Source organism: Pectobacterium peruviense (assembly GCF_003312355.2).
Taxonomy (GTDB): Bacteria; Pseudomonadota; Gammaproteobacteria; order Enterobacterales; family Enterobacteriaceae; genus Pectobacterium; species Pectobacterium peruviense.
Window position 1 is genome coordinate 1,741,053 of record NZ_CP161826.1, and the last position, 18,355, is coordinate 1,759,407.

The 18,355-nt window shown below is 50.2% G+C and carries 14 protein-coding genes and 2 tRNA genes; 8 read left to right on the top strand and 8 right to left on the bottom strand.

Annotated elements, in window-relative coordinates; all coding sequences use genetic code 11:
* Positions 1-5 precede the first annotated feature (5 nt).
* On the bottom strand, positions 6-746 hold the full coding sequence (locus DUT67_RS07885) for an NADPH-dependent F420 reductase (protein ID WP_113632554.1): 741 nt from the start codon (positions 744-746) through the stop codon (positions 6-8).
* Positions 747-857: 111 nt separating this feature from the next.
* Here DUT67_RS07885 and DUT67_RS07890 point away from each other — a divergent pair, with 111 nt between their 5' ends.
* Positions 858-1,238, top strand: a complete 381-nt coding sequence (locus tag DUT67_RS07890) for a helix-turn-helix domain-containing protein (RefSeq protein WP_048259564.1) — start codon at positions 858-860, stop codon at positions 1,236-1,238.
* 132 nt (positions 1,239-1,370) lie between these two features.
* Here the strand turns inward: DUT67_RS07890 and DUT67_RS07895 are convergent, their stop codons facing one another.
* Positions 1,371-2,156 carry an SDR family oxidoreductase gene (locus DUT67_RS07895; protein ID WP_048259565.1) on the bottom strand — a complete coding sequence of 262 codons (786 nt, stop codon included), beginning with the start codon at positions 2,154-2,156 and terminating at the stop codon, positions 1,371-1,373.
* Positions 2,157-2,233: 77 nt separating this feature from the next.
* Positions 2,234-3,736, bottom strand: a complete 1,503-nt coding sequence (locus tag DUT67_RS07900) for an efflux transporter outer membrane subunit (protein WP_048259566.1) — start codon at positions 3,734-3,736, stop codon at positions 2,234-2,236.
* Positions 3,737-3,823: 87 nt separating this feature from the next.
* Between DUT67_RS07900 and DUT67_RS07905 the strand changes: the two genes are divergently transcribed.
* The 4 genes from DUT67_RS07905 (at position 3,824) to DUT67_RS07920 (ending at position 10,073) form a co-directional block, all read left to right on the top strand.
* Positions 3,824-4,438, top strand: coding sequence for a TetR/AcrR family transcriptional regulator (locus DUT67_RS07905; RefSeq protein WP_048259567.1), 615 nt, complete (start codon positions 3,824-3,826; stop codon positions 4,436-4,438).
* 75 nt (positions 4,439-4,513) lie between these two features.
* Entirely contained in the window at positions 4,514-5,623 is a 1,110-nt protein-coding gene (locus DUT67_RS07910; RefSeq protein ID WP_048259568.1) for an efflux RND transporter periplasmic adaptor subunit, read from the top strand.
* Positions 5,620-8,709, top strand: a complete 3,090-nt coding sequence (locus DUT67_RS07915) for an efflux RND transporter permease subunit (RefSeq protein ID WP_048259569.1) — start codon at positions 5,620-5,622, stop codon at positions 8,707-8,709. The genes DUT67_RS07910 and DUT67_RS07915 overlap by 4 nt, the downstream gene beginning before the upstream one ends.
* A gap of 119 nt (positions 8,710-8,828) precedes the next feature.
* Positions 8,829-10,073 (top strand): multidrug effflux MFS transporter, encoded by a 1,245-nt coding sequence (locus DUT67_RS07920; protein WP_048259570.1) that lies wholly within the window; start codon positions 8,829-8,831, stop codon positions 10,071-10,073.
* Positions 10,074-10,162: 89 nt separating this feature from the next.
* On the opposite strand, the gene DUT67_RS07925 is transcribed toward DUT67_RS07920, so the two are convergent.
* From DUT67_RS07925 to mtfA, 3 genes are all read right to left on the bottom strand, one after another.
* Positions 10,163-11,335, bottom strand: a complete 1,173-nt coding sequence (locus DUT67_RS07925; RefSeq protein WP_048259571.1) for a dienelactone hydrolase family protein — start codon at positions 11,333-11,335, stop codon at positions 10,163-10,165.
* A gap of 534 nt (positions 11,336-11,869) precedes the next feature.
* Positions 11,870-11,945, bottom strand: a tRNA-Asn gene (locus DUT67_RS07930).
* A 110-nt stretch (positions 11,946-12,055) separates the two neighbouring features.
* Positions 12,056-12,853 carry a DgsA anti-repressor MtfA gene (gene mtfA, locus DUT67_RS07935; protein ID WP_113626245.1) on the bottom strand — a complete coding sequence of 266 codons (798 nt, stop codon included), beginning with the start codon at positions 12,851-12,853 and terminating at the stop codon, positions 12,056-12,058.
* 94 nt (positions 12,854-12,947) lie between these two features.
* On the opposite strand from mtfA, the gene DUT67_RS07940 reads away from it, so the two are divergent.
* Positions 12,948-13,037, top strand: a tRNA-Ser gene (locus tag DUT67_RS07940).
* A 372-nt stretch (positions 13,038-13,409) separates the two neighbouring features.
* On the opposite strand, the gene DUT67_RS07945 is transcribed toward DUT67_RS07940, so the two are convergent.
* Positions 13,410-14,822, bottom strand: a complete 1,413-nt coding sequence (locus DUT67_RS07945; protein ID WP_048259573.1) for a diguanylate cyclase — start codon at positions 14,820-14,822, stop codon at positions 13,410-13,412.
* A gap of 209 nt (positions 14,823-15,031) precedes the next feature.
* Between DUT67_RS07945 and dsrB the strand changes: the two genes are divergently transcribed.
* Entirely contained in the window at positions 15,032-15,235 is a 204-nt protein-coding gene (gene dsrB / locus DUT67_RS07950; RefSeq protein ID WP_048259574.1) for a protein DsrB, read from the top strand.
* Between the two features lie 68 nt (positions 15,236-15,303).
* Here the strand turns inward: dsrB and DUT67_RS07955 are convergent, their stop codons facing one another.
* Positions 15,304-17,025 (bottom strand): methyl-accepting chemotaxis protein, encoded by a 1,722-nt coding sequence (locus tag DUT67_RS07955; protein ID WP_048259575.1) that lies wholly within the window; start codon positions 17,023-17,025, stop codon positions 15,304-15,306.
* 280 nt (positions 17,026-17,305) lie between these two features.
* Between DUT67_RS07955 and DUT67_RS07960 the strand changes: the two genes are divergently transcribed.
* Complete coding sequence (locus DUT67_RS07960; protein ID WP_189339526.1) at positions 17,306-18,262, top strand: DMT family transporter; 957 nt, start codon at positions 17,306-17,308, stop codon at positions 18,260-18,262.
* Positions 18,263-18,355: the final 93 nt, after the last annotated feature.

Here is an 18,355-nt window from a genome sequence, read left to right on the forward strand (position 1 = left end):
AGCCGTTAGGGGTTGAGCGAGCGATTCATCGCCACGATATCTTCATGAGTAGGATTTGCACCCAATTTGCCAAACAACTCTGGTAGGCGATCTCGCTTCGATGCCGCCTCACCCCTAACGGCTGCTGCCAGGCCTTTCTTCATCGTTTCCGCATCGTAATCGCAGCAGTACGCTGGTGTTGACGGTTGCTGCCTCCATGATTCTTCCAGGGAGCCTGCATCGATAGCATCGAAGCCCGTGTCATCCACTAAATTCATGACAATTTGTTTTAACGTGGCGTTATCGCCCGCTACGGCAATAGCCAAACGTGATGCCGAACCTTTTGGCGTCCCAAGCTCTGCAAGCGACCAGGCGAGAATGTTGTTGAAAGCTTTGATTACGGGATGTGAGAGTTGTTGCGACACCCATACGCTCTCAGTCATACCGTCATCAATTTCAGGAATAAGCGGGTCGCGTAAGCCAGGGTAATAGTTGCTGGTATCGATTAGCGGTACCGCTTCGGGAAGGTCATCAAAAAAACCGTTTGGCAGCGATGCCAGTGCCGGTAGTGGGATTGACAAAATGATAGCGTCGGCTCCCTTAACTGCACCATAGACGTCCACTGCCGTAGCCCCGATTTCATCGGCAAAGCTCTGAACGCCATGAATGCCTTTGGAATTCGCAACGCGTACCTGATGGCCCGCGGCTATAAGCTTGCGAGCAAGGGTTCCGCCAATATTGCCTGTCCCGATAATGCCTATTTCCATGTTTTTTGCCTCGTGTTATTAAGGTAAGCTGATTGTTCTGGTTATATTAGGGTGTACGGATTAATGTAACAAGAACACACCAATAAGCGAGTAACACCCAAAAAGGTAAGTATGAAGAAAGAACGTGTCTGGAACTGTGAGGATCCCCAGCAGCGGCTGGTATGGGCGGCGGCGACCACCGAGGCGCTTCGGGTACTGGAGGGAAAGTGGAAAATCATCATCATCTGTCAACTCTTTGCGGCCAAGGGCCCGATACGCTTTTCTGACCTGGAGCGCTTGGTTGAAGGGGTTAACCAGAAGATGCTGATTCAGCAGCTTCGGCAACTGGAGAGCGATGGCATAGTCATACGTACAATTTATCCTCAAGTGCCACCCAGAGTTGAATATACGCTGAGCGACATGGGCATTGCCTTGGGGCCAGCGATGGAAGCATTGATCGACTGGGCTGAAGAGAGGCGCCGTATTATGGATATAAAATCTGAGGCAAGATAATCCATGAGGATATGTTGCCTTACGATGACTTTACATGCGGGTTTCCATACCCGATCTTGACCTTTTGATTTCATACTAAGCGCGTCATTGCTTTCATTCTTCTTAGACCCACACGAGCATTAAGACCGCGTTTTATACGCCCATCACACGAGCCATGATGGCCTGATGTAACCAGCGTGGCGTGGCCCAGGTCAGCAATGTAATTGCTTTATTTCCCATACCCGGAACAACGCTCATTCGCCCAGCCTGAAGCGCACGGATGCCAGCCTGAACAACAGGCTTAGGCTGCATCATTACCCCTTTTAATAGAGGCGTTATTTTCTGGTTGGCGACGGTAGCAAAGCCGGTATCAGACATACCTGGGCAAAGCGCGGTGACAATGATGCCATCGTTTTTAAGCTCACGATGCAGAGCATCGGAGAACCTGAGCACATACGCTTTCGCTGCTGAGTAAACGGCAAAATTCTTTACGCCCTGATACGACAGCAGGCTGGCGACCATCAAAATATGTCCTTTCCGCCTGACGCGCATATCTTCCGCAAAGAGCCGAGTCATTGCTGTCAAACTTGCGATATCCAGATTGATCATATCCAGTGCGTCATCCAGCGGTTGATCCAAAAAGCTGCCCTGCAAACCATGGCCAGCATTGTTAATTAATATATCAACCACAATATTTTGTTCCCGCAGTCGACTGTGCAAATCGCTGATTGCGGTAATTACGGAAAGATCGGCCTGTTCAACCATCACATTAATCTTAAAACGCTCCCGCAATTCCGCTGCCAGCAATTCAAGCTTATTGAGCCGTCGTGCCACCAGGATGAGTGATTTTCCCTGTGCGGCATATTGACGGGCGAACTCTTCACCAAATCCGCTTGAAGCCCCAGTGATGAGCACCCATGCATTGCTTTTTGCTGTCATGTTAATCACTCCGGTTGTTTATTGTGAACGGTGCAGGTACTCGTCGATGGCTGTCTATGCACCGGTACATGGGGATCTTAGGGTGTCTGCGCCATGGCTTCTGGAGGCTGCCAGCCGCCGCCGAGCGCTTTGAATGCGGCGACCGCTGCGCGTGCAGATTCTGCCTGAGCCTGCGCTCTGGCGTCGGAAGTCTGCAACAGGGTTTCATCGTTGTGCAGGACGTCAATCAGGCTTGCTGTCCCTTTCTGGTAAGCGATGAAAGATGACTGGCGTGCGCTAGCCAACGCGGTTTCGCCTGCGGTTAATGTTGCTGTCTGTGTCTCGCGATTGAGCAGTGCCGATAGCGCGTTCTCAACGTCTTCGGTCGCGCTTAAGACTGACAGACGGTAAGCTGCCAATGCTTCGGCTTCTTGTCCCTTAGCCTGATCGATCTGAGCGTTAATGCGGCCGAAATCGAAGAGTCGCCAGCGCAGCCCCAATACACCCGTCGATTGGCTGGCACCGTTGGAGAACAGATTGCCGCTCGACACCGATGTTGCGCTGCCGATCAAGGCATTGAGTGAGAATTTAGGATAATACTCGCTGATGGCGACCCCGATGCGCGCGTTGGATGCCGCGAGATGGCGTTCGGCTACGATAATATCGGGTCTGCGACGCAGCAGGTCGGCAGGTGTCCCTGTTGATATGCGCTGTGGGGGCTGTGGAATGGCGCTCGAAGAAGCCAACTGAGTGCGATGGGTTCCAGGAGGCGTGCCGAGCATGACGTCCAGCGCGTTCATCGCGGTATCTATCCCGGTTTGGAGAACGGGCACGGTTGCCTGAACCTGTGAAAGCGTGCCTTCGGTCTGGCGGACTTGATACTCTGCGGCGAGCCCTTTGCTGTGGAGTAGCTGTACCTTGTCTAGCAATTCTTGCTGCGTATTAACCTGCCGATTGGCGATCTCCAGGCGAGTTTGTAATCCGCGCAGGGTGATATAAATATCGGCAGTCTGCGCGGCGACGGCCAACCGTGTGGCTGCGACGCCAGCCTCTGAAGCTTGATAGTCAGCCAGTGCTGCCTGACGATCGCGCCTCAGACCACCGAATATATCAAGCTCCCAGCTTGCGTTAAGATCGGTTTCATAAGCATTCCCATAACGATTATAGCCAGGCGTAGCGCTGAGTAACCGACCTTGTGGCGTTTCAATCGACTGATAAGCGCGAGCCGCTTGTCCGCTGATATTGCCCGATGGCAGTAGAGCGGCTGTTGCCGTACTAAGCCCGGCGCGTGTCTGAATCATTCGCGCGGACGCCTGAGCTAAATCAAGATTCTGTGCAAGTGCGCTTGAAACTAACGTATTCAGTAAGGGATCATTGAAGCTTTCCCACCAGACCGAAAAGGTAGCAGCCTGAGTCGCGTTCCCTAGTTTTGGTATGGATTGATTGGATATGGATTGATTTGCGACAGATTGCTGGACGGCGGATTGAGTCTGATAACGATCCGGTAGCGGAGCATCTGGGCGATGATAATCCGGTCCAACCGCGCAGCCCGCCATTACGCTAGCGGCCACAACCAAGGCAAGGGGATGGAGGGATGACATAGTAATTCCTTGAGCCAAAAATAATGTGACCATATTACGTATTGGTCACTCGTTGTCAATCAAGACCCGATGAGCTAAGCTTGAAACATGACTACACATATGAATACACATCCCCCACGTGGCCCGTCGGACCATAGCGTCCGCGATCAGATTGTGGACGCTGCCACTGAGCACTTCGGGCATTTTGGATATGAAAAGACTGCCGTGTCCGATCTGGCCAAAGCGATTGGCTTTTCTAAGGCATACATCTACAAATTTTTTGATTCCAAACAGGCTATCGGCGAGGTGATCTGCGCTAACCGGCTGGCGATGATTATGGATATTGTCAATTCAGCGATCGTAGATGCGCCAACGGCTTCAGAAAAACTGAGACGCTTGTTCAGAGCCTTGACAGAAGCGTGTAGCGACTTATTTTTTCATGACCGCAAGATTTATGACATTGCCGCTGTGTCCTCTCGCGACCGGTGGCCTTCAGCTGCGATATATGAAGAAAATCTACGCCAGCTTATTCAGCAAATTCTTCTTGAGGGACGACAATCCGGCGAATTTGAACGCAAGACGCCGTTGGATGAGGCGGCGAATGCGATCTATCTGGTTATGCACCCTTATATCAGTCCTGTTCAATTGCAATACAATCTGGATACGGCAGCGTCAGCGGCGGTGTTACTGTCGTCGTTGATATTACGTAGCCTGGCACCTTAAAAATGTGACCATTGACAATATTGGTCACTAGTTGGAGAATGCGGTTTCTGTCCTGTTCATGTAATAAGGGAACCCATGCTTCGTCTCAAATCTGCCACTATCGCTGTTTGCCTGTTGCCTCTCGCCCTGGTGGCGTGCGGCGACGCTTCCAACGTTGACGATCCACGCAATCAGCCTCCTTTAGTAAGAACGGCTACCGTGGTGAGCGCAGCTGAGATTTCCCGCTCGTTTACTGGCGTTGTCGTCGCCCGAATTCAAAGTGACCTTGGTTTTCGGGTGCAAGGAAAAATCCTTGAACGTCTGGTCGATACCGGTGAAAGCGTCAAACGTGGTCAACCGTTGATGCGTTTGGACCCTATCGATCTCAGTTTGCAGGCACAGGCCCAGCAGCAGGCTGTGACCGCTGCCCGGGCTCGTGCCAGACAGGCTACCGATGACGAAGCACGCTATCGAGGTTTGGTTGCCGCAGGTGCCATATCTGCTTCAGCTTACGATCAGATAAAGGCGGCTGCTGAGACCGCGAAAGCGGAGCTGAGTGCGGCGCAGGCTCAGGCAGATGTGGCGCGTAATGCGACGGGGTATGCCGTTTTGATGGCCGACGCCGATGGCGTGGTGGTAGACACGCTGGCTGAGCCAGGGCAGGTGGTCAGCGCGGGGCAGCCTGTCGTCCGACTGGCGCGTGCAGGGCAACGCGAGGCTGTCGTTCATTTGCCTGAGACGCTGCGCCCTGTGGTCGGTAGCGAGGCGATGGCAATATTATACGGTTCCGCTAAGCCATTAATTCCCGCGAAACTGCGGCTGCTGTCCGATGCGGCCGACCCTCAGACGCGCACGTTTGAAGCAAGATATGTGCTTGAAGGCACGCTGGCGAATGCACCGCTTGGCTCCACCGTCACGCTCAATATTGCTGAAGGTAAGTTACCTGAGCAGGTTCTTCAGGTGCCTATCGCCGCGATTTATGATGCGGGGAAAGGGCCGGGTGTGTGGGGGATTTCAGGCAAAACCGCCAAAGTGTCCTGGCATCCTGTTCAGGTGATTGGGTTGGGGGATGACACGGCGAGAGTGACTAGCGGCCTACAGCCCGGTGAACAGATTGTGGCTTTAGGTGCCCATCTGTTGCATGACGGTGAGGCCATCCGAACGGTTGCACAAGGTGATGTCAGCGTCGCTGGGAGTCAACCATGAGTGAGGGGCGATTCAATCTTTCGGCACTCGCCGTCCGCGAGCGCTCAATCACCTTATTTCTTATCATCCTGATTACGGTAGCCGGTATTCTTTCGTTCTTCGAACTGGGTCGAGCGGAAGATCCACCGTTTACGGTCAAGCAGATGACGATTATTTCTGCCTGGCCGGGTGCCACCGCGCAGGAAATGCAGGATCAGGTCGCCGAACCGCTTGAGAAACGTATGCAGGAGCTCAAGTGGTATGACCGCAGTGAGACGTACACGCGCCCTGGACTGGCTTTTACCATGCTGTCATTGCAGGACGGTACACCGCCTTCACAGGTGCAGGAAGAATTTTATCAGGCGCGTAAGAAGCTCGGCGATGAGGCGAAGAATCTGCCAGCAGGCGTGATCGGACCAATGGTTAACGATGAATTCTCCGATGTTACTTTTGCGCTCTTTGCGCTGAAGGCGAAAGGGGAGCCGCAGCGTCTGCTCGTTCGCGATGCGGAGTCGTTGCGGCAGCGTCTGCTTCATGTCCCTGGTGTGAAAAAGGTCAATATCATTGGAGAGCAGGCTGAACGCATCTTCGTCTCGTTTTCGCATGACCGACTGGCAACGCTGGGCATTTCCCCTCAGGATATTTTCTCCGCGCTGAATAGCCAGAACGTACTGACGCCTGCCGGTTCGATTAATACCAGCGGGCCGCAGGTCTTTATCCGTCTGGATGGCGCTTTTGACACACTGGAGAAGATCCGCGAAACGCCGATTGTCGCGCAGGGAAGGGCACTGAAACTCTCGGATGTCGCGACGGTTGAACGTGGCTACGAAAACCCTGCAACCTTTTTGGTTCGTAATCAGGGTGAGCCAGCGCTGTTAATGGGCGTCGTGATGCGTGATGGCTGGAATGGCCTGGATTTGGGTCAGGCATTGGATACCGAGACGACCAAAATCAATGAAGGCATGCCACTTGGCATGACGTTTACGAAAGTCACCGATCAGTCCGTGAATATCAGTTCGTCCGTCGACGAGTTCATGATCAAATTTTTCGTCGCGCTGCTTGTGGTGATGGTGGTCTGTTTCATCAGTATGGGATGGCGAGTCGGCGTTGTTGTTGCGGCAGCGGTGCCGTTGACGCTGGCTATTGTATTTGTGGTGATGGAGGCTTCAGGCAAAAACTTCGACCGTATTACACTGGGTTCCTTGATCCTGGCGCTGGGATTGCTGGTGGATGATGCCATCATCGCCATCGAAATGATGGTCGTGAAAATGGAAGAGGGATACGACCGCGTTAAAGCCTCGGCCTATGCCTGGAGTCATACGGCGGCACCGATGCTGGCTGGTACGCTGGTGACGGCTGTCGGTTTTATGCCCAACGGTTTCGCGCAATCCACCGCCGGTGAGTACACCAGCAATATGTTCTGGATTGTGGGTATCGCTCTGATTGCTTCATGGGTTGTGGCGGTGGTGTTTACGCCTTATCTGGGCGTGAAGATGTTGCCGAACATCAAAATGGTTGAGGGGGGGCACGCCGCCATCTACAACACGCGTCATTACAACCGCTTTCGCCAGTTGCTGGCGCACGTCATTGCCCGTAAATGGGTAGTGGCGGGCGCAGTGATCGCCGTCTTTACTGTCGCGATCTTAGGCATGGGACTGGTGAAAAAACAATTTTTCCCGACCTCCGATCGCCCTGAGGTCTTGGTAGAAGTGCAGATGCCTTATGGCACCTCCATTGAACAGACTAGTGCGGCGGCGGCGAAGATAGAAGATTGGCTGAGCAAGCAGGAAGAGGCAAAAATCGTTACGTCTTACATTGGGCAAGGTTCACCACGTTTCTTCCTTGCTATGGCGCCAGAACTGCCCGATCCGTCGTTTGCGAAGATTGTTGTGCGGACGGATAACCCAGAAGCACGCGAGGCGCTGAAGTTTCGACTTCGTGAAGTTGCTGCTGAGGGGCTGGTACCTGAAGCGCGTGTCCGCGTGACGCAACTGGTGTTTGGTCCGTATTCTCCCTATCCGGTGGCCTACCGTGTCATGGGGCCGGATCCAGCTCAGCTACGCGAGATTGCAGGCAAGGTAGAAAAGGTGATGCTGGAAAGCCCGATGATGAGAACCGTCAACACCGACTGGGGCACGAAGGTACCGACGCTGCATTTTACGCTCAATCAGGATCGCCTACAGGCGGTGGGATTGACATCGAATGCCGTTGCTCAGCAGCTTCAGTTCCTGCTCTCGGGCGTTCCAATCACGTCTGTGCGTGAAGATATCCGTTCGGTGCAAGTGATGGCACGCGCGGCGGGGAATATCCGACTCGATCCTGAAAAGATAGCAGGCTTTACTTTGGTGGGTTCTGCCGGTCAGCGTATTCCTTTGTCACAGATAGGGGATGTCGGTGTGCAGATGGAAGACCCTATTCTGCGCCGTCGCGATCGTACCCCGACGCTCACCGTGCGCGGTGATATCGCTGAAAACCTGCAACCACCGGATGTCTCGACGGCGATCCTGAAACAGTTACAGCCGGTCATCAATACACTACCGGCCGGATACCGTATTGAGCAGGCTGGGCCAATTGAGGAGTCGGCAAAAGCCACTGGTGCGATGGCACCGCTGTTCCCTATCATGATTGCCATGACGCTGTTGATAATCATTCTACAGGTGCGCTCGATGTCGGCGATGGTGATGGTTTTCCTCACCGCGCCACTGGGGCTGATTGGGGTGGTGCCAACGCTGCTGATCTTCAACCAGCCGTTTGGCATCAATACGCTTGTGGGACTGATTGCGCTGTCGGGCATCCTGATGCGTAACACCTTGATCCTGATAGGGCAGATCCATCACAACGAGCAGGAAGGATTGGCGCCGTTCCACGCGGTGGTGGAAGCGACAGTGCAGCGAGCTCGGCCAGTGTTGCTCACGGCGATGGCCGCCATACTGGCGTTTATCCCGCTGACGCATTCTGTCTTCTGGGGAACGCTGGCTTATACCCTGATTGGTGGGACGTTTGGTGGGACTATCATCACACTGGTATTCCTGCCTGCGATGTATGCCATCTGGTTCAAAATACGTCCTGATCATCAAGCGTATACCGATAAACCAGTCTCGGTATAAACGGTGCTGATACAGAAAATGATCGGTAATAACAATACATTGTAGCGATCCCTCTCTACATTTTTGTGCCTGCTGGCGTGGAACCTATTTTCACGCCAGTCATTGCTGTTGAGGTAACCATGAGCACTGAAAGTAAACCCACTAAAATGATGGCAAAGCCTCACACCCCAGAAGGCCCACGATTAACCGGAAAAATTGTCGCATTATTGGCAGGTCTTTCGGCTATTAGCATCTTGTCCACAAACATCATCCTTCCAGCATTTCCAGAGATTGGGGAGCAGCTCGGGGCGTCCGCACGCGAACTTGGCCTGACGCTTTCCAGTTTTTTCATTACCTTCGCGCTAGCTCAGCTGGTGGTTGGTCCGCTGTCGGATCGCTACGGACGCAAGACGCTCGTCTTGGGGGGACTATCACTATTCATCGTTGGCACGGTAGTTGGCGGCCTTGCCGGTTCACTTGACACGCTGATCGTAGGAAGAGTCATCCAGGCGCTGGGTATATGCGCTGCTGCGGTGTTAGCGCGCGCGATTGCACGTGATTTGTTTGAAGGTGAAACACTGGCGCGTGCGCTGTCTCTGACGATGATCGCGACGGCTGCTGCCCCCGGATTCTCACCGTTGATGGGGAGTGTACTGACCACCACATTAGGGTGGCGAGCGATCTTTATACTGGTGGGGCTTGCCGCCTTTATCATCGCGGTGTTTTATGCTCACGGGCTGGGGGAAACACACCCCGCTGAACGCCGTGCCCCGCATTCCATTTCAGGCGTACTACTTGCCTATGGACGGTTGGGATTGGACGGGAAATTTATCCTTCCGGCACTGTCGATGAGTCTGTTGATGAGCGGATTATTTGCTTCTTTCGGTGCGGCACCAGCGATTCTGATGAGTGGGATTGGCCTATCATCGCTCCAGGCTGGACTGTACTTTGCTTCCACCGTATTTGTTGTCTTTGGGGCAGGCATGGCTGCACCGCGACTGGCTCGCCGTTATGGTCCACGAAGGATTGCTTCGGTGGGGCTCACTACCGCGTTAGTCGGTGGAAGCTTGCTACTGGTTGGGCCGGAAGCACCGAGTTTGAGCTGGTACACCTTGTCCATGGTCGTGTTCCTCTGGGGAATGGGCTTAGCCAACCCACTGGGAACGGCGATTACAATGGGCCCCTTTGGGAAAGAAGCTGGCTTGGCATCTGCTCTGCTTGGTTTTTTGACGATGGGAATGGCTGCGATGACAACCTGGCTCGGCTCGGTACTGACGTTTCCCGCTGTCACCACGCTGGGCGGTATACAGGCAACGGCGTGCCTGGTTGCACTGGTATTGTTTCGCTGTCGCTCACAGGCAAGTGTGAATAAAGTAGGCGTTTAACTATCCGGCCTAAGTATAAGTTTCTCAGGCTTTAAGCCCGTACTCACCTGATCGGAACCCCCGAAGGGGTTCCCGATTTCATGGCCGATTTACTCTGCTACAACCTCATCATTGATGGCATATGCCGTGCAACTGGTGGCATCTTTAGGCTGGAATTTTTCGCAGTTCTTAACCGCTATGTTAGCCGCCTCACTACCGGTTCGCGCCCAGTATGCTGTTCCCCATGCCCCATCTTTACCCGTCGCAAACGCTTTCTCATAAAGCCGTGCTGTTTCATAGTTTCTGAACGCCTTTTTGCCTGCGAGGTTATTAAGGGTTGCGGGGGAAACGAGATGTGTTAACGGCAACGTTACGACTTCCTCGAATGGCAAGTGTTGCTCTGCAAGGAAGTCAGCTACGCGTTTCCACCAGAAATTCTCTGGAGCCGTATCCATAAAAACGTGCCCATTTTTTCCAAAAGCTGGCATTTCAATAAATTCAGCGTTACCTCCACCACTCCGGTAGGCTTCATAAAATGCTCTGCCCATTTTGGGCGTGAAAGATTGATCATTGCTGGAATAGAGCCACAGGGAAGGGATGCGCGCGGTTACGCCATAAGTGGTGAAGGCATTAATCAGACCGGCTCTATCACAAAGTGATTTGCCGTCGATGGAACCTCTGCCGCCGTCAAAATTGATTATAGCCTGAACGCCAGGAGGGTTTGCCGCGCTGGTTGCCAGAACGGCAAAACCGCCTGCTGACATCCCTGCTAGGATCGCTTGATCCGCAGAGGCCCAAGGCTGGCGTCTTATTGCCTCAAGCGCAGCCAGCATATCTCTGGTGTCTTTTTCACCTGCCAGTTTATGCAGCGGCTGCTTGCAGGAACCGCCTAAATATTCAGCCCCACCACTTGAATAGCCGTATCCTTCGCGCAATACGCTAACGGCAGCATAACCGTGGCGTGCAAAGGCAAGCGTAGTTGACGATTCGCGGTTTGGATTCAGTTCCCAGCGATCAAACTCGGCAGTGCCAACGGTACCGTTAGTGATCACCACCACAGGGAGTTTTGTTTGGCCAACTGGCCGGGTAACAAATGCATCCAATATCGCTGGAGTACCATTATCCAGTGTTACCTGCAACGTAAGCGGTTCTCTGATCAGACCCTCGAATTGCTGATTTTTTAGGGAAACATTCTGTGGTGCGGCGATGGAAGAAAAGGCGGTACAAAACAATGCAGTGGTGACGATTACTCTGGTAAGGCTGGCCATAGAGTGGTGTCGCATTTTTGTTAACCTTGGTTGGTGTTTGATGATGTATTTTCATGCAAAGCCGCTCGATAAATATCAGGTATTCATTCCGGCTTCAACGGTAACTGAAGGCCCGTTTAGCTGCGGTTTAAAGGCGTGTCGATCTCTTTGATCTCTCCTTTTGTTCAGTAACGCTGTTCAGTAAGTTTGCCCTCAATTCTGTCTTCTAAAATCGGTGCTGATTGGATACCTAAAGAGCAGCAAAAACCTCAGTATAGGCACCAGAGGTGTTAACCGCCTAGATTAACCAGCAGGTACAGACCGTGAGAATCGGAAATGTTGAAGGGTTTTGCGGGTGGTTTTACGTTGTGGATTTTTGAGTCGTTAAGAGACATGTGGGGGTCACTCCGTCATCGAACCAACCTGACCCCAAATCTGACCACCTCATTCTTCTAATGTGGGGGCGAAAACGGAATGCGCGTTTAGGACGCTTTGCACATGAATTTATTAAACAAAGTGCTGAAAAGCAAAAATCCCGCTTAAGTTTCCTTAAGCGGGATTTTCTAAATTTGGCTCCTCTGACTGGACTCGAACCAGTGACATACGGATTAACAGTCCGCCGTTCTACCGACTGAACTACAGAGGAATCGTGTGAACGGGGCGGATGATATCCGGCACCCGCGGTACTGTCAACGGCAAAATCAGCTTTCTCGTCTGACTGTTTAGGCTATGTACAATTTATTGTTTTTTTATGAGTTAGTAAATGGATGGTGCACGGTAGTTGACGCTACTTTGCCAGCTTTTTAGTCGTGCGAGCGGATCTTGTCGATAGAATTTTTGGAAGCAGCGATACAGATCGGGGAAGCGCTCTTCGAGAAGCTCAGGGGCGCTGAAGAAATATTCCGACAGCACCGCAAAGCATTCTGCTGGATCGTGGACGGCATAAGGATCCATGCTAGCGGCATCTTCTCCTACCAAATCGATCTCTTCCTGTAAGGCATCCATTGCGGCGTGCAGCTGCTGTTCCCAGACAGTAATATCGCGTAGTGGAATCAAGGGAACGCCGGTTGCTTCACCGCTACTGCGAATATCCAGCTTGTGTGCGACTTCATGAATGACGAGGTTGAAACCGGAGAGGTCGAAAGAGTCCTGCACTTCCTGCCAGTTGAGGACAATTGGTCCCTGATCCCAGCTTTGCCCTGATTGCACCATCTTCCCCTTATGCACGAGTCCGATGTCGTCTTGCCACTCTTCCTCGACAATGAACGGGCCGGGATAAATCAGAACCTCATGGAAGCCATCCAGCGCATCCATTCCCAGCGACAACACTGGCAGAGAAAACAGCAGAGCGATGCGCTGCTGCATGATGTCTGTCAATAGCAGTTCCTGTAACGGAATCAAGCGCTTTTGTTTCAGAAACTGATCGGCAAGGGCGACGAGTTTCTGGTGTTCCTCGTCGCTTAAGGGCGCGAGAAGCGGGATCGAAATTGCAGCTTGCCAATGTTCAAGCGTCTGCACCTGAGGTTGAGTGTTATTCCACGGCCATTTAATCATTGCTATTGCTCGTTAAGTCGTCACTTGAATTTAAAGGCGAGGGCGGGTGCTGTTAACATGCCGCAAAAACGGGCATCATGGCAACAGCTTAAACGGAGAGATGCCGGAGCGGCTGAACGGACCAGTCTCGAAAACTGGAGTGGGGGTAACTCCACCGGGGGTTCAAATCCCCCTCTCTCCGCCAATTATGTAATAAAATAAGTAAGTTAATGGTTGTTTCGATTTTTTCCTGCATAAAGCTATATATGAAAGCCACGTGTTAAAAATGGCTTTTTTCTAACTCACTATTTTTATCATGTTGTATTTTTCCGAGCATTCACTTTTACCTTCTCTAGCTCACACTCTCAAAACAAACTCGCTTTATGTCCTTGCTGGCGTGTGCAAATCTCTCTGGCCGACGGATTGAGATCGGTGTGCGAGAAAAAAAGAATTTGTCTAATAATGAGGAAGATTCATCCGTTGGGTTAGGGACACGATGCAAACCTGCGATGATGAATAGGGCGCTATTCTTTTTCTGATGTGGGCTGAATGCAGGTTTGCCATTAAGACGGGATAGCTATTCCGGCGCGTATTCGATCCTGTTTCTGCCGTTGGCTTTGGCCTGATAGAGTGCATCGTCCGCAGCCTTTATTAGGCACTCATAATCTGGATGACCGCTATACACGGCGATGCCTGCGCTGATGGTCATCTTGACGCTTTCACCGTTTTGAAGATGGATAGAGTGATTCTCGATTTTCTTTCTCAGCCGTTCGATGATGGTGTGAGCGGCAACTTTAGGTGTCTCAATGAGTACGATCAGGAATTCTTCCCCGCCATAACGGAACACATAGTCGCTGTTTCGCGTGCTCTCATACAGAATCTCTGCAATCCTTTTCAGGATGTTGTCGCCAGCGGCATGACCATAGGTGTCATTGACGGATTTAAAGTGGTCAATATCAATCATAGCGATGCTGAGCGGCGTATTTGAATGCATTGTCAGCGATATTTCGTGTCGAAGAATCGTTGGCAGGAAGCGGCGGTTTAGCAGAAGGGTCAATGTATCCTTGCCACTCTCCAGTTTTTGAACTTCGTCAAATAGCGATCCCAACAGCATATTTATTTTATAGATTTTACTTCTGACCGCTTTAAGTAGCGGTGCGTAATCCTGCTGCGTCAATAGTGCTGTATGACTATAGTTGCGGATGTACTCATCGGTTTCAGTCATGATTGTCGCGATGGTACGTATCCCCTGAATGTTACTGAAGCTGGATTTCCCCTTATGGTTAAACCACAGGCCAAAATCAGAATCGCTTAAATCCTGGATGCTGGAAAGTGGCGTACCGGTAGCAACGCTAAAAATAAAGGCATTTTCCCAATTTAGCAGCGATGCATTCTGCCGTTCTCTCTCCATACTGGCATTTTCCAGAATAGAAAATAGCCGATAGGATTCTTCATTCTTGGCTGCCAGATCGTGCGATTGAGAATACGTTTTACTCATTATCTCTATGGCGATGTCCATCGAAATGGAAGCGAAACGCATGGCATCGAAGCATAGCGCTTTATCATCTGCCACCTGTGCGATGTCTTCATAAAGGTGCCATTTGAGACGCCGAGCGCCGCGTTCAACCAGATCGACAGGAATACCAATACGTGCATGAATCTGACCAATTTTCTTTTGATGGCTAATCAGATCTGCCAGATGGTCCCCTGTATTCGTTAAAATGGCGGCTATCCATTTGCTCATCGAACCATGGAGTCGATCATGGACTTGCTGGCTGGAAAGAAAAAGCGACGCTTCTTGGTCTTTGAGCATGTAAGTGTAGAACTCATCGGCAAAATCGGATGCTTTCTGATCGGCGAGGGTGCGTAGTAGATTAAAAGATTGCTGTGAGGTTGTAGCTATCAATTGCGTCCATTCTGATGTTATGACTTGATTGTAGCCCGACTCACCGTGATCTCTCTGTTCATTAACGTTCAGTAGTTCGTTCAACTTTTAATCTCTTTTGCGAATATATCGGATGTACTAGGATAGAAACGATCAATTTTTGCCTGAATAATCGATATTTAATGACAGAGAGGGTCAACATGGCGTTGTTAAAAATAAATAAAATTAATCATTTCATACAGGTACTATTATTACCGTAGTTGTCAATGATAATGCTGTTTTTTTGATGTTAGAAGCTATTTTGAGATAAATTTATGAAAGTTAATGATCTGGTTACTGTTAAAACCGATGGGAAGACGCGCCGGGAAGGGACGATTCTGGCTGTGGATACATTTCAAGAAGGGGTTATGTATTTAGTGGCATTAAAGGATTACCCAGCGGGCATCTGGTTTTTCAATGAAGTTGATAGTAAGGATGGCACGTTTGTTGAGCCAAAGACGTTGCCGATAAAAGAGTAAAAGCGAATATATCAATATGCGAGCATTGTTCGAGTGAACAATGCTCGCAGTGTTTTTAATATCCAGTATTAGAACGTTTCCCAGTTACCATTTTCCGTATTGGCTTGACGGGGAAGGGCGAGCGATGAACGGCCCTTAGCGGCCAGCGCGTTCGGTCTGGCAGGTGCTGAATGACCGCTTGATAAATGGCTGGATAATTTAAATGTCGCAACTGCACGGGTAAGCAATGCTGCTTGCTCTTCCAGCGATGCTGCTGCAGCGCTAGCTTCCTGAACGAGCGACGCATTCTGCTGTGTCACGCTGTCCATTTCCGATATTGCCTGACCGACCTGAGTAATTCCTCGGCTTTGTTCGTCAGACGCAGAGGCAATCTCGCCCATGATGTCGGTGACGTTAGTGACGGCATCGACAATCTCTTTCATGGTTTGGCCGGCGTTATCAACCAGAACAGAACCACTGTTGACCAGGTTGACTGATTCGGAAATTAGCGTTTCGATCTCTTTTGCCGCTTGCGCACTACGCTGTGCGAGACTACGAACTTCGCTCGCGACAACGGCAAAACCACGACCTTGTTCTCCCGCTCTGGCTGCCTCAACTGCGGCATTAAGTGCGAGAATATTAGTTTGGAAAGCAATGCTGTTAATGACGCTGGTAATTTCAGAGATTTTCTTTGAACTACCCGAAATGCTGTTCATCGTGTTGACCACGTTTGCCACGATGTCTCCACCCTGCTTGGCTTTCCCAGAAGCATTCGCCGCGAGTTGGCTTGCGTGGTGCGCATTTTCTGAGTTCTGCTTCACGGTTGCGGTTAATTGCTCCATGCTTGCCGCGGTTTGTTCAAGCGCTGCGGCTTGTTGTTCGGTGCGAGAGGAGAGGTCGGTGTTACCGGATGAGATCTCGGTTGAACCTTGATAAATAGAGTCCGCGCTTTCCCGAACGGTAGTGACGGTAGTAACCAGTGAAGACTGCATTTGTTGAACATTGCTAGCGAGTGTACCAATTTCATTCTTGCCATAACGGTCTGACATTTGAGTCAGATCGCCCTGCGCAATACGCTGAATTCTCATGACCAACTGATTTATTGGTTTGATGAGGATCCCTCTCAGAAGGAAAAATGTCATAAGCGTTAAAATGGTGGCAAGAGCAAAGCTACCTCCCATCAACGAATAGCCGAGCAGCGCGTTTTTATGCGCCGTTTCGTTTAATTCTTTCGCTCTTTGCGTACGGTAAGAGACGGCCTCTAGCAAAAATTTGTTATAGGCCAAATCTAAAACACGGGTTTCTTCAGATTCGAGCGTGATGACCTCCTCAAACAGTCCTTGCTTCGCTGCAGTAAGCATCAGCATAAGACCTTGATTGACATAAGCATCATAGGATTTGCGTAAATCGCCGTCCAACGCCATATCTTGAGGTGTTTTAACTGAACGTTCTTCATACACAAGGAAGGCTTTCTTGGACTGTTCCAGACGTTGTTCAGCTTGCTTCAGGTTGTCATTGAAGACCTGAGAGTCACCAATACGTGCCGCTGCCGCTGCCTGAATTAGCAATAAACGTGCAGTGCGAAGGTGGTTGGAACTGTTTGAAATCCCCATTCGGGTATCGATTTCTTGTGTAACGTCATCTAATGACTGATTGCTGCTTTGTAAAAAGTAGCTGGATGTGCCGATAGATGCTGCAAATAACAGCATGATACCACCCAGAATAATGATGAATAAGGGAACTAGCCGTAAATTGCTCAGCATGCCAGCCTCGACGTGCTGCTCAGACCTTGAAGTTATTTTCATATCCATTCGCTCATTCTCAGGAAATTATGATTTACCATGCCACTAGCGGCGGCATTGGCGTTTAGGCTTTACTGTCTACATTAATGACAATCCATTAGCTAAACAACCAATGTAAAAGATAATCGGCATATATTGAGAAACCTTAATCAAATTCGATGCGATCCCGATCACGTTTTTAACTCTTTAAAAAGAAAAGAAAATTACGTGGTGTGAAATCATACAGATTGATAATGAAAAATAAAGTGTCTGATGCCCTAACTTTATTTGTCTGGGGTTCAACGCTATTATGTGGGCTCTATCTTTGGAGGGATTTTTCTTGGAAAAACGCACGCATTTTTTTTCTGATAAAAAAGTTGTTTTTTTTATCGCCACATTATGCTGTTTACTGTGGGGGAGTGCCTATCCGGCAATTAAAAATGGCTATGAGCTGTTTCACATTGCGGATAATGATATTCCTGGAAAACTCGTTTTCGCGGGTTATCGCTTCACGTTCGCAGGACTGTTGTTGCTGGCGCTTGCCGTGCTAAGCGGGCGATCTATCGGGCGTTTCCAGCGTGGGCAGTTAGCCCAACTGACAATATTGGGAACATTTCAGACATCATTACAGTATGTTTTTTTCTATATCGGTCTGGCTTATACTACTGGTGTTAAAGGCTCGATCATGAATGCAACCAGCACGTTTTTCAGTGTTCTGCTTGCTCACTATTTATACCAAAATGATAAATTAAATATCAATAAGATAATGGGGTGTATATTAGGTTTCGCTGGTGTGATGGCAGTTAATATCAATAGTAATGGAATGAATAGTAGTTTTACACTATTAGGTGATGGATTTGTCGTTATTGCCGCATTTATTTTATCTGCATCGACTATATATGGTAAGCGGATATCACAAACGATGGATCCAACCGTCATGACCGGCTATCAACTCGCTATTGGTGGGATCATTTTAACAATATCAGGATATTGTACAGGCGGGTCACTTATCCTACCTGATTGGAAGGCTGTATTGATGTTAGGCTACCTTATTTTGCTCTCTTCCGTCGCTTTTTCATTATGGAGTCAATTGCTGAAATATAATCGAGTCGGTATGGTTGCACCATTTAATTTCCTCATCCCAGTGTCTGGCACACTGCTGTCAGCACTGTTTCTTAATGAGAGCATTCTTGAGTGGAAATATTTCTTTGCGCTTATTCTGGTATGTTCAGGTATTTGGCTGGTTAACCGGATCGTGAAGACGTGATCGGACAAATGCTTCTATATACAGTGCACCTATCGTTTTGCTGACGCATCCTGCCGCGTGACTCTTGAGCGCGTTAAAACCATACGGTTGTTT

Excerpts from the sequence above, each read along its gene's own strand:
- DUT67_RS07885 (WP_113632554.1), bottom strand. The coding sequence starts at position 746 with ATGGAAATAGGCATTATCGGGACAGGCAATATTGGCGGAACCCTTGCT.
- DUT67_RS07890 (WP_048259564.1), top strand. The coding sequence starts at position 858 with ATGAAGAAAGAACGTGTCTGGAACTGTGAGGATCCCCAGCAGCGGCTG.
- DUT67_RS07895 (WP_048259565.1), bottom strand. The coding sequence starts at position 2,156 with ATGACAGCAAAAAGCAATGCATGGGTGCTCATCACTGGGGCTTCAAGC.
- DUT67_RS07900 (WP_048259566.1), bottom strand. The coding sequence starts at position 3,736 with ATGTCATCCCTCCATCCCCTTGCCTTGGTTGTGGCCGCTAGCGTAATG.
- DUT67_RS07905 (WP_048259567.1), top strand. The coding sequence starts at position 3,824 with ATGACTACACATATGAATACACATCCCCCACGTGGCCCGTCGGACCAT.
- DUT67_RS07910 (WP_048259568.1), top strand. The coding sequence starts at position 4,514 with ATGCTTCGTCTCAAATCTGCCACTATCGCTGTTTGCCTGTTGCCTCTC.
- DUT67_RS07915 (WP_048259569.1), top strand. The coding sequence starts at position 5,620 with ATGAGTGAGGGGCGATTCAATCTTTCGGCACTCGCCGTCCGCGAGCGC.
- DUT67_RS07920 (WP_048259570.1), top strand. The coding sequence starts at position 8,829 with ATGAGCACTGAAAGTAAACCCACTAAAATGATGGCAAAGCCTCACACC.
- DUT67_RS07925 (WP_048259571.1), bottom strand. The coding sequence starts at position 11,335 with ATGCGACACCACTCTATGGCCAGCCTTACCAGAGTAATCGTCACCACT.
- mtfA (WP_113626245.1), bottom strand. The coding sequence starts at position 12,853 with ATGATTAAATGGCCGTGGAATAACACTCAACCTCAGGTGCAGACGCTT.
- dsrB (WP_048259574.1), top strand. The coding sequence starts at position 15,032 with ATGAAAGTTAATGATCTGGTTACTGTTAAAACCGATGGGAAGACGCGC.
- DUT67_RS07955 (WP_048259575.1), bottom strand. The coding sequence starts at position 17,025 with ATGGATATGAAAATAACTTCAAGGTCTGAGCAGCACGTCGAGGCTGGC.
- DUT67_RS07960 (WP_189339526.1), top strand. The coding sequence starts at position 17,306 with ATGTGGGCTCTATCTTTGGAGGGATTTTTCTTGGAAAAACGCACGCAT.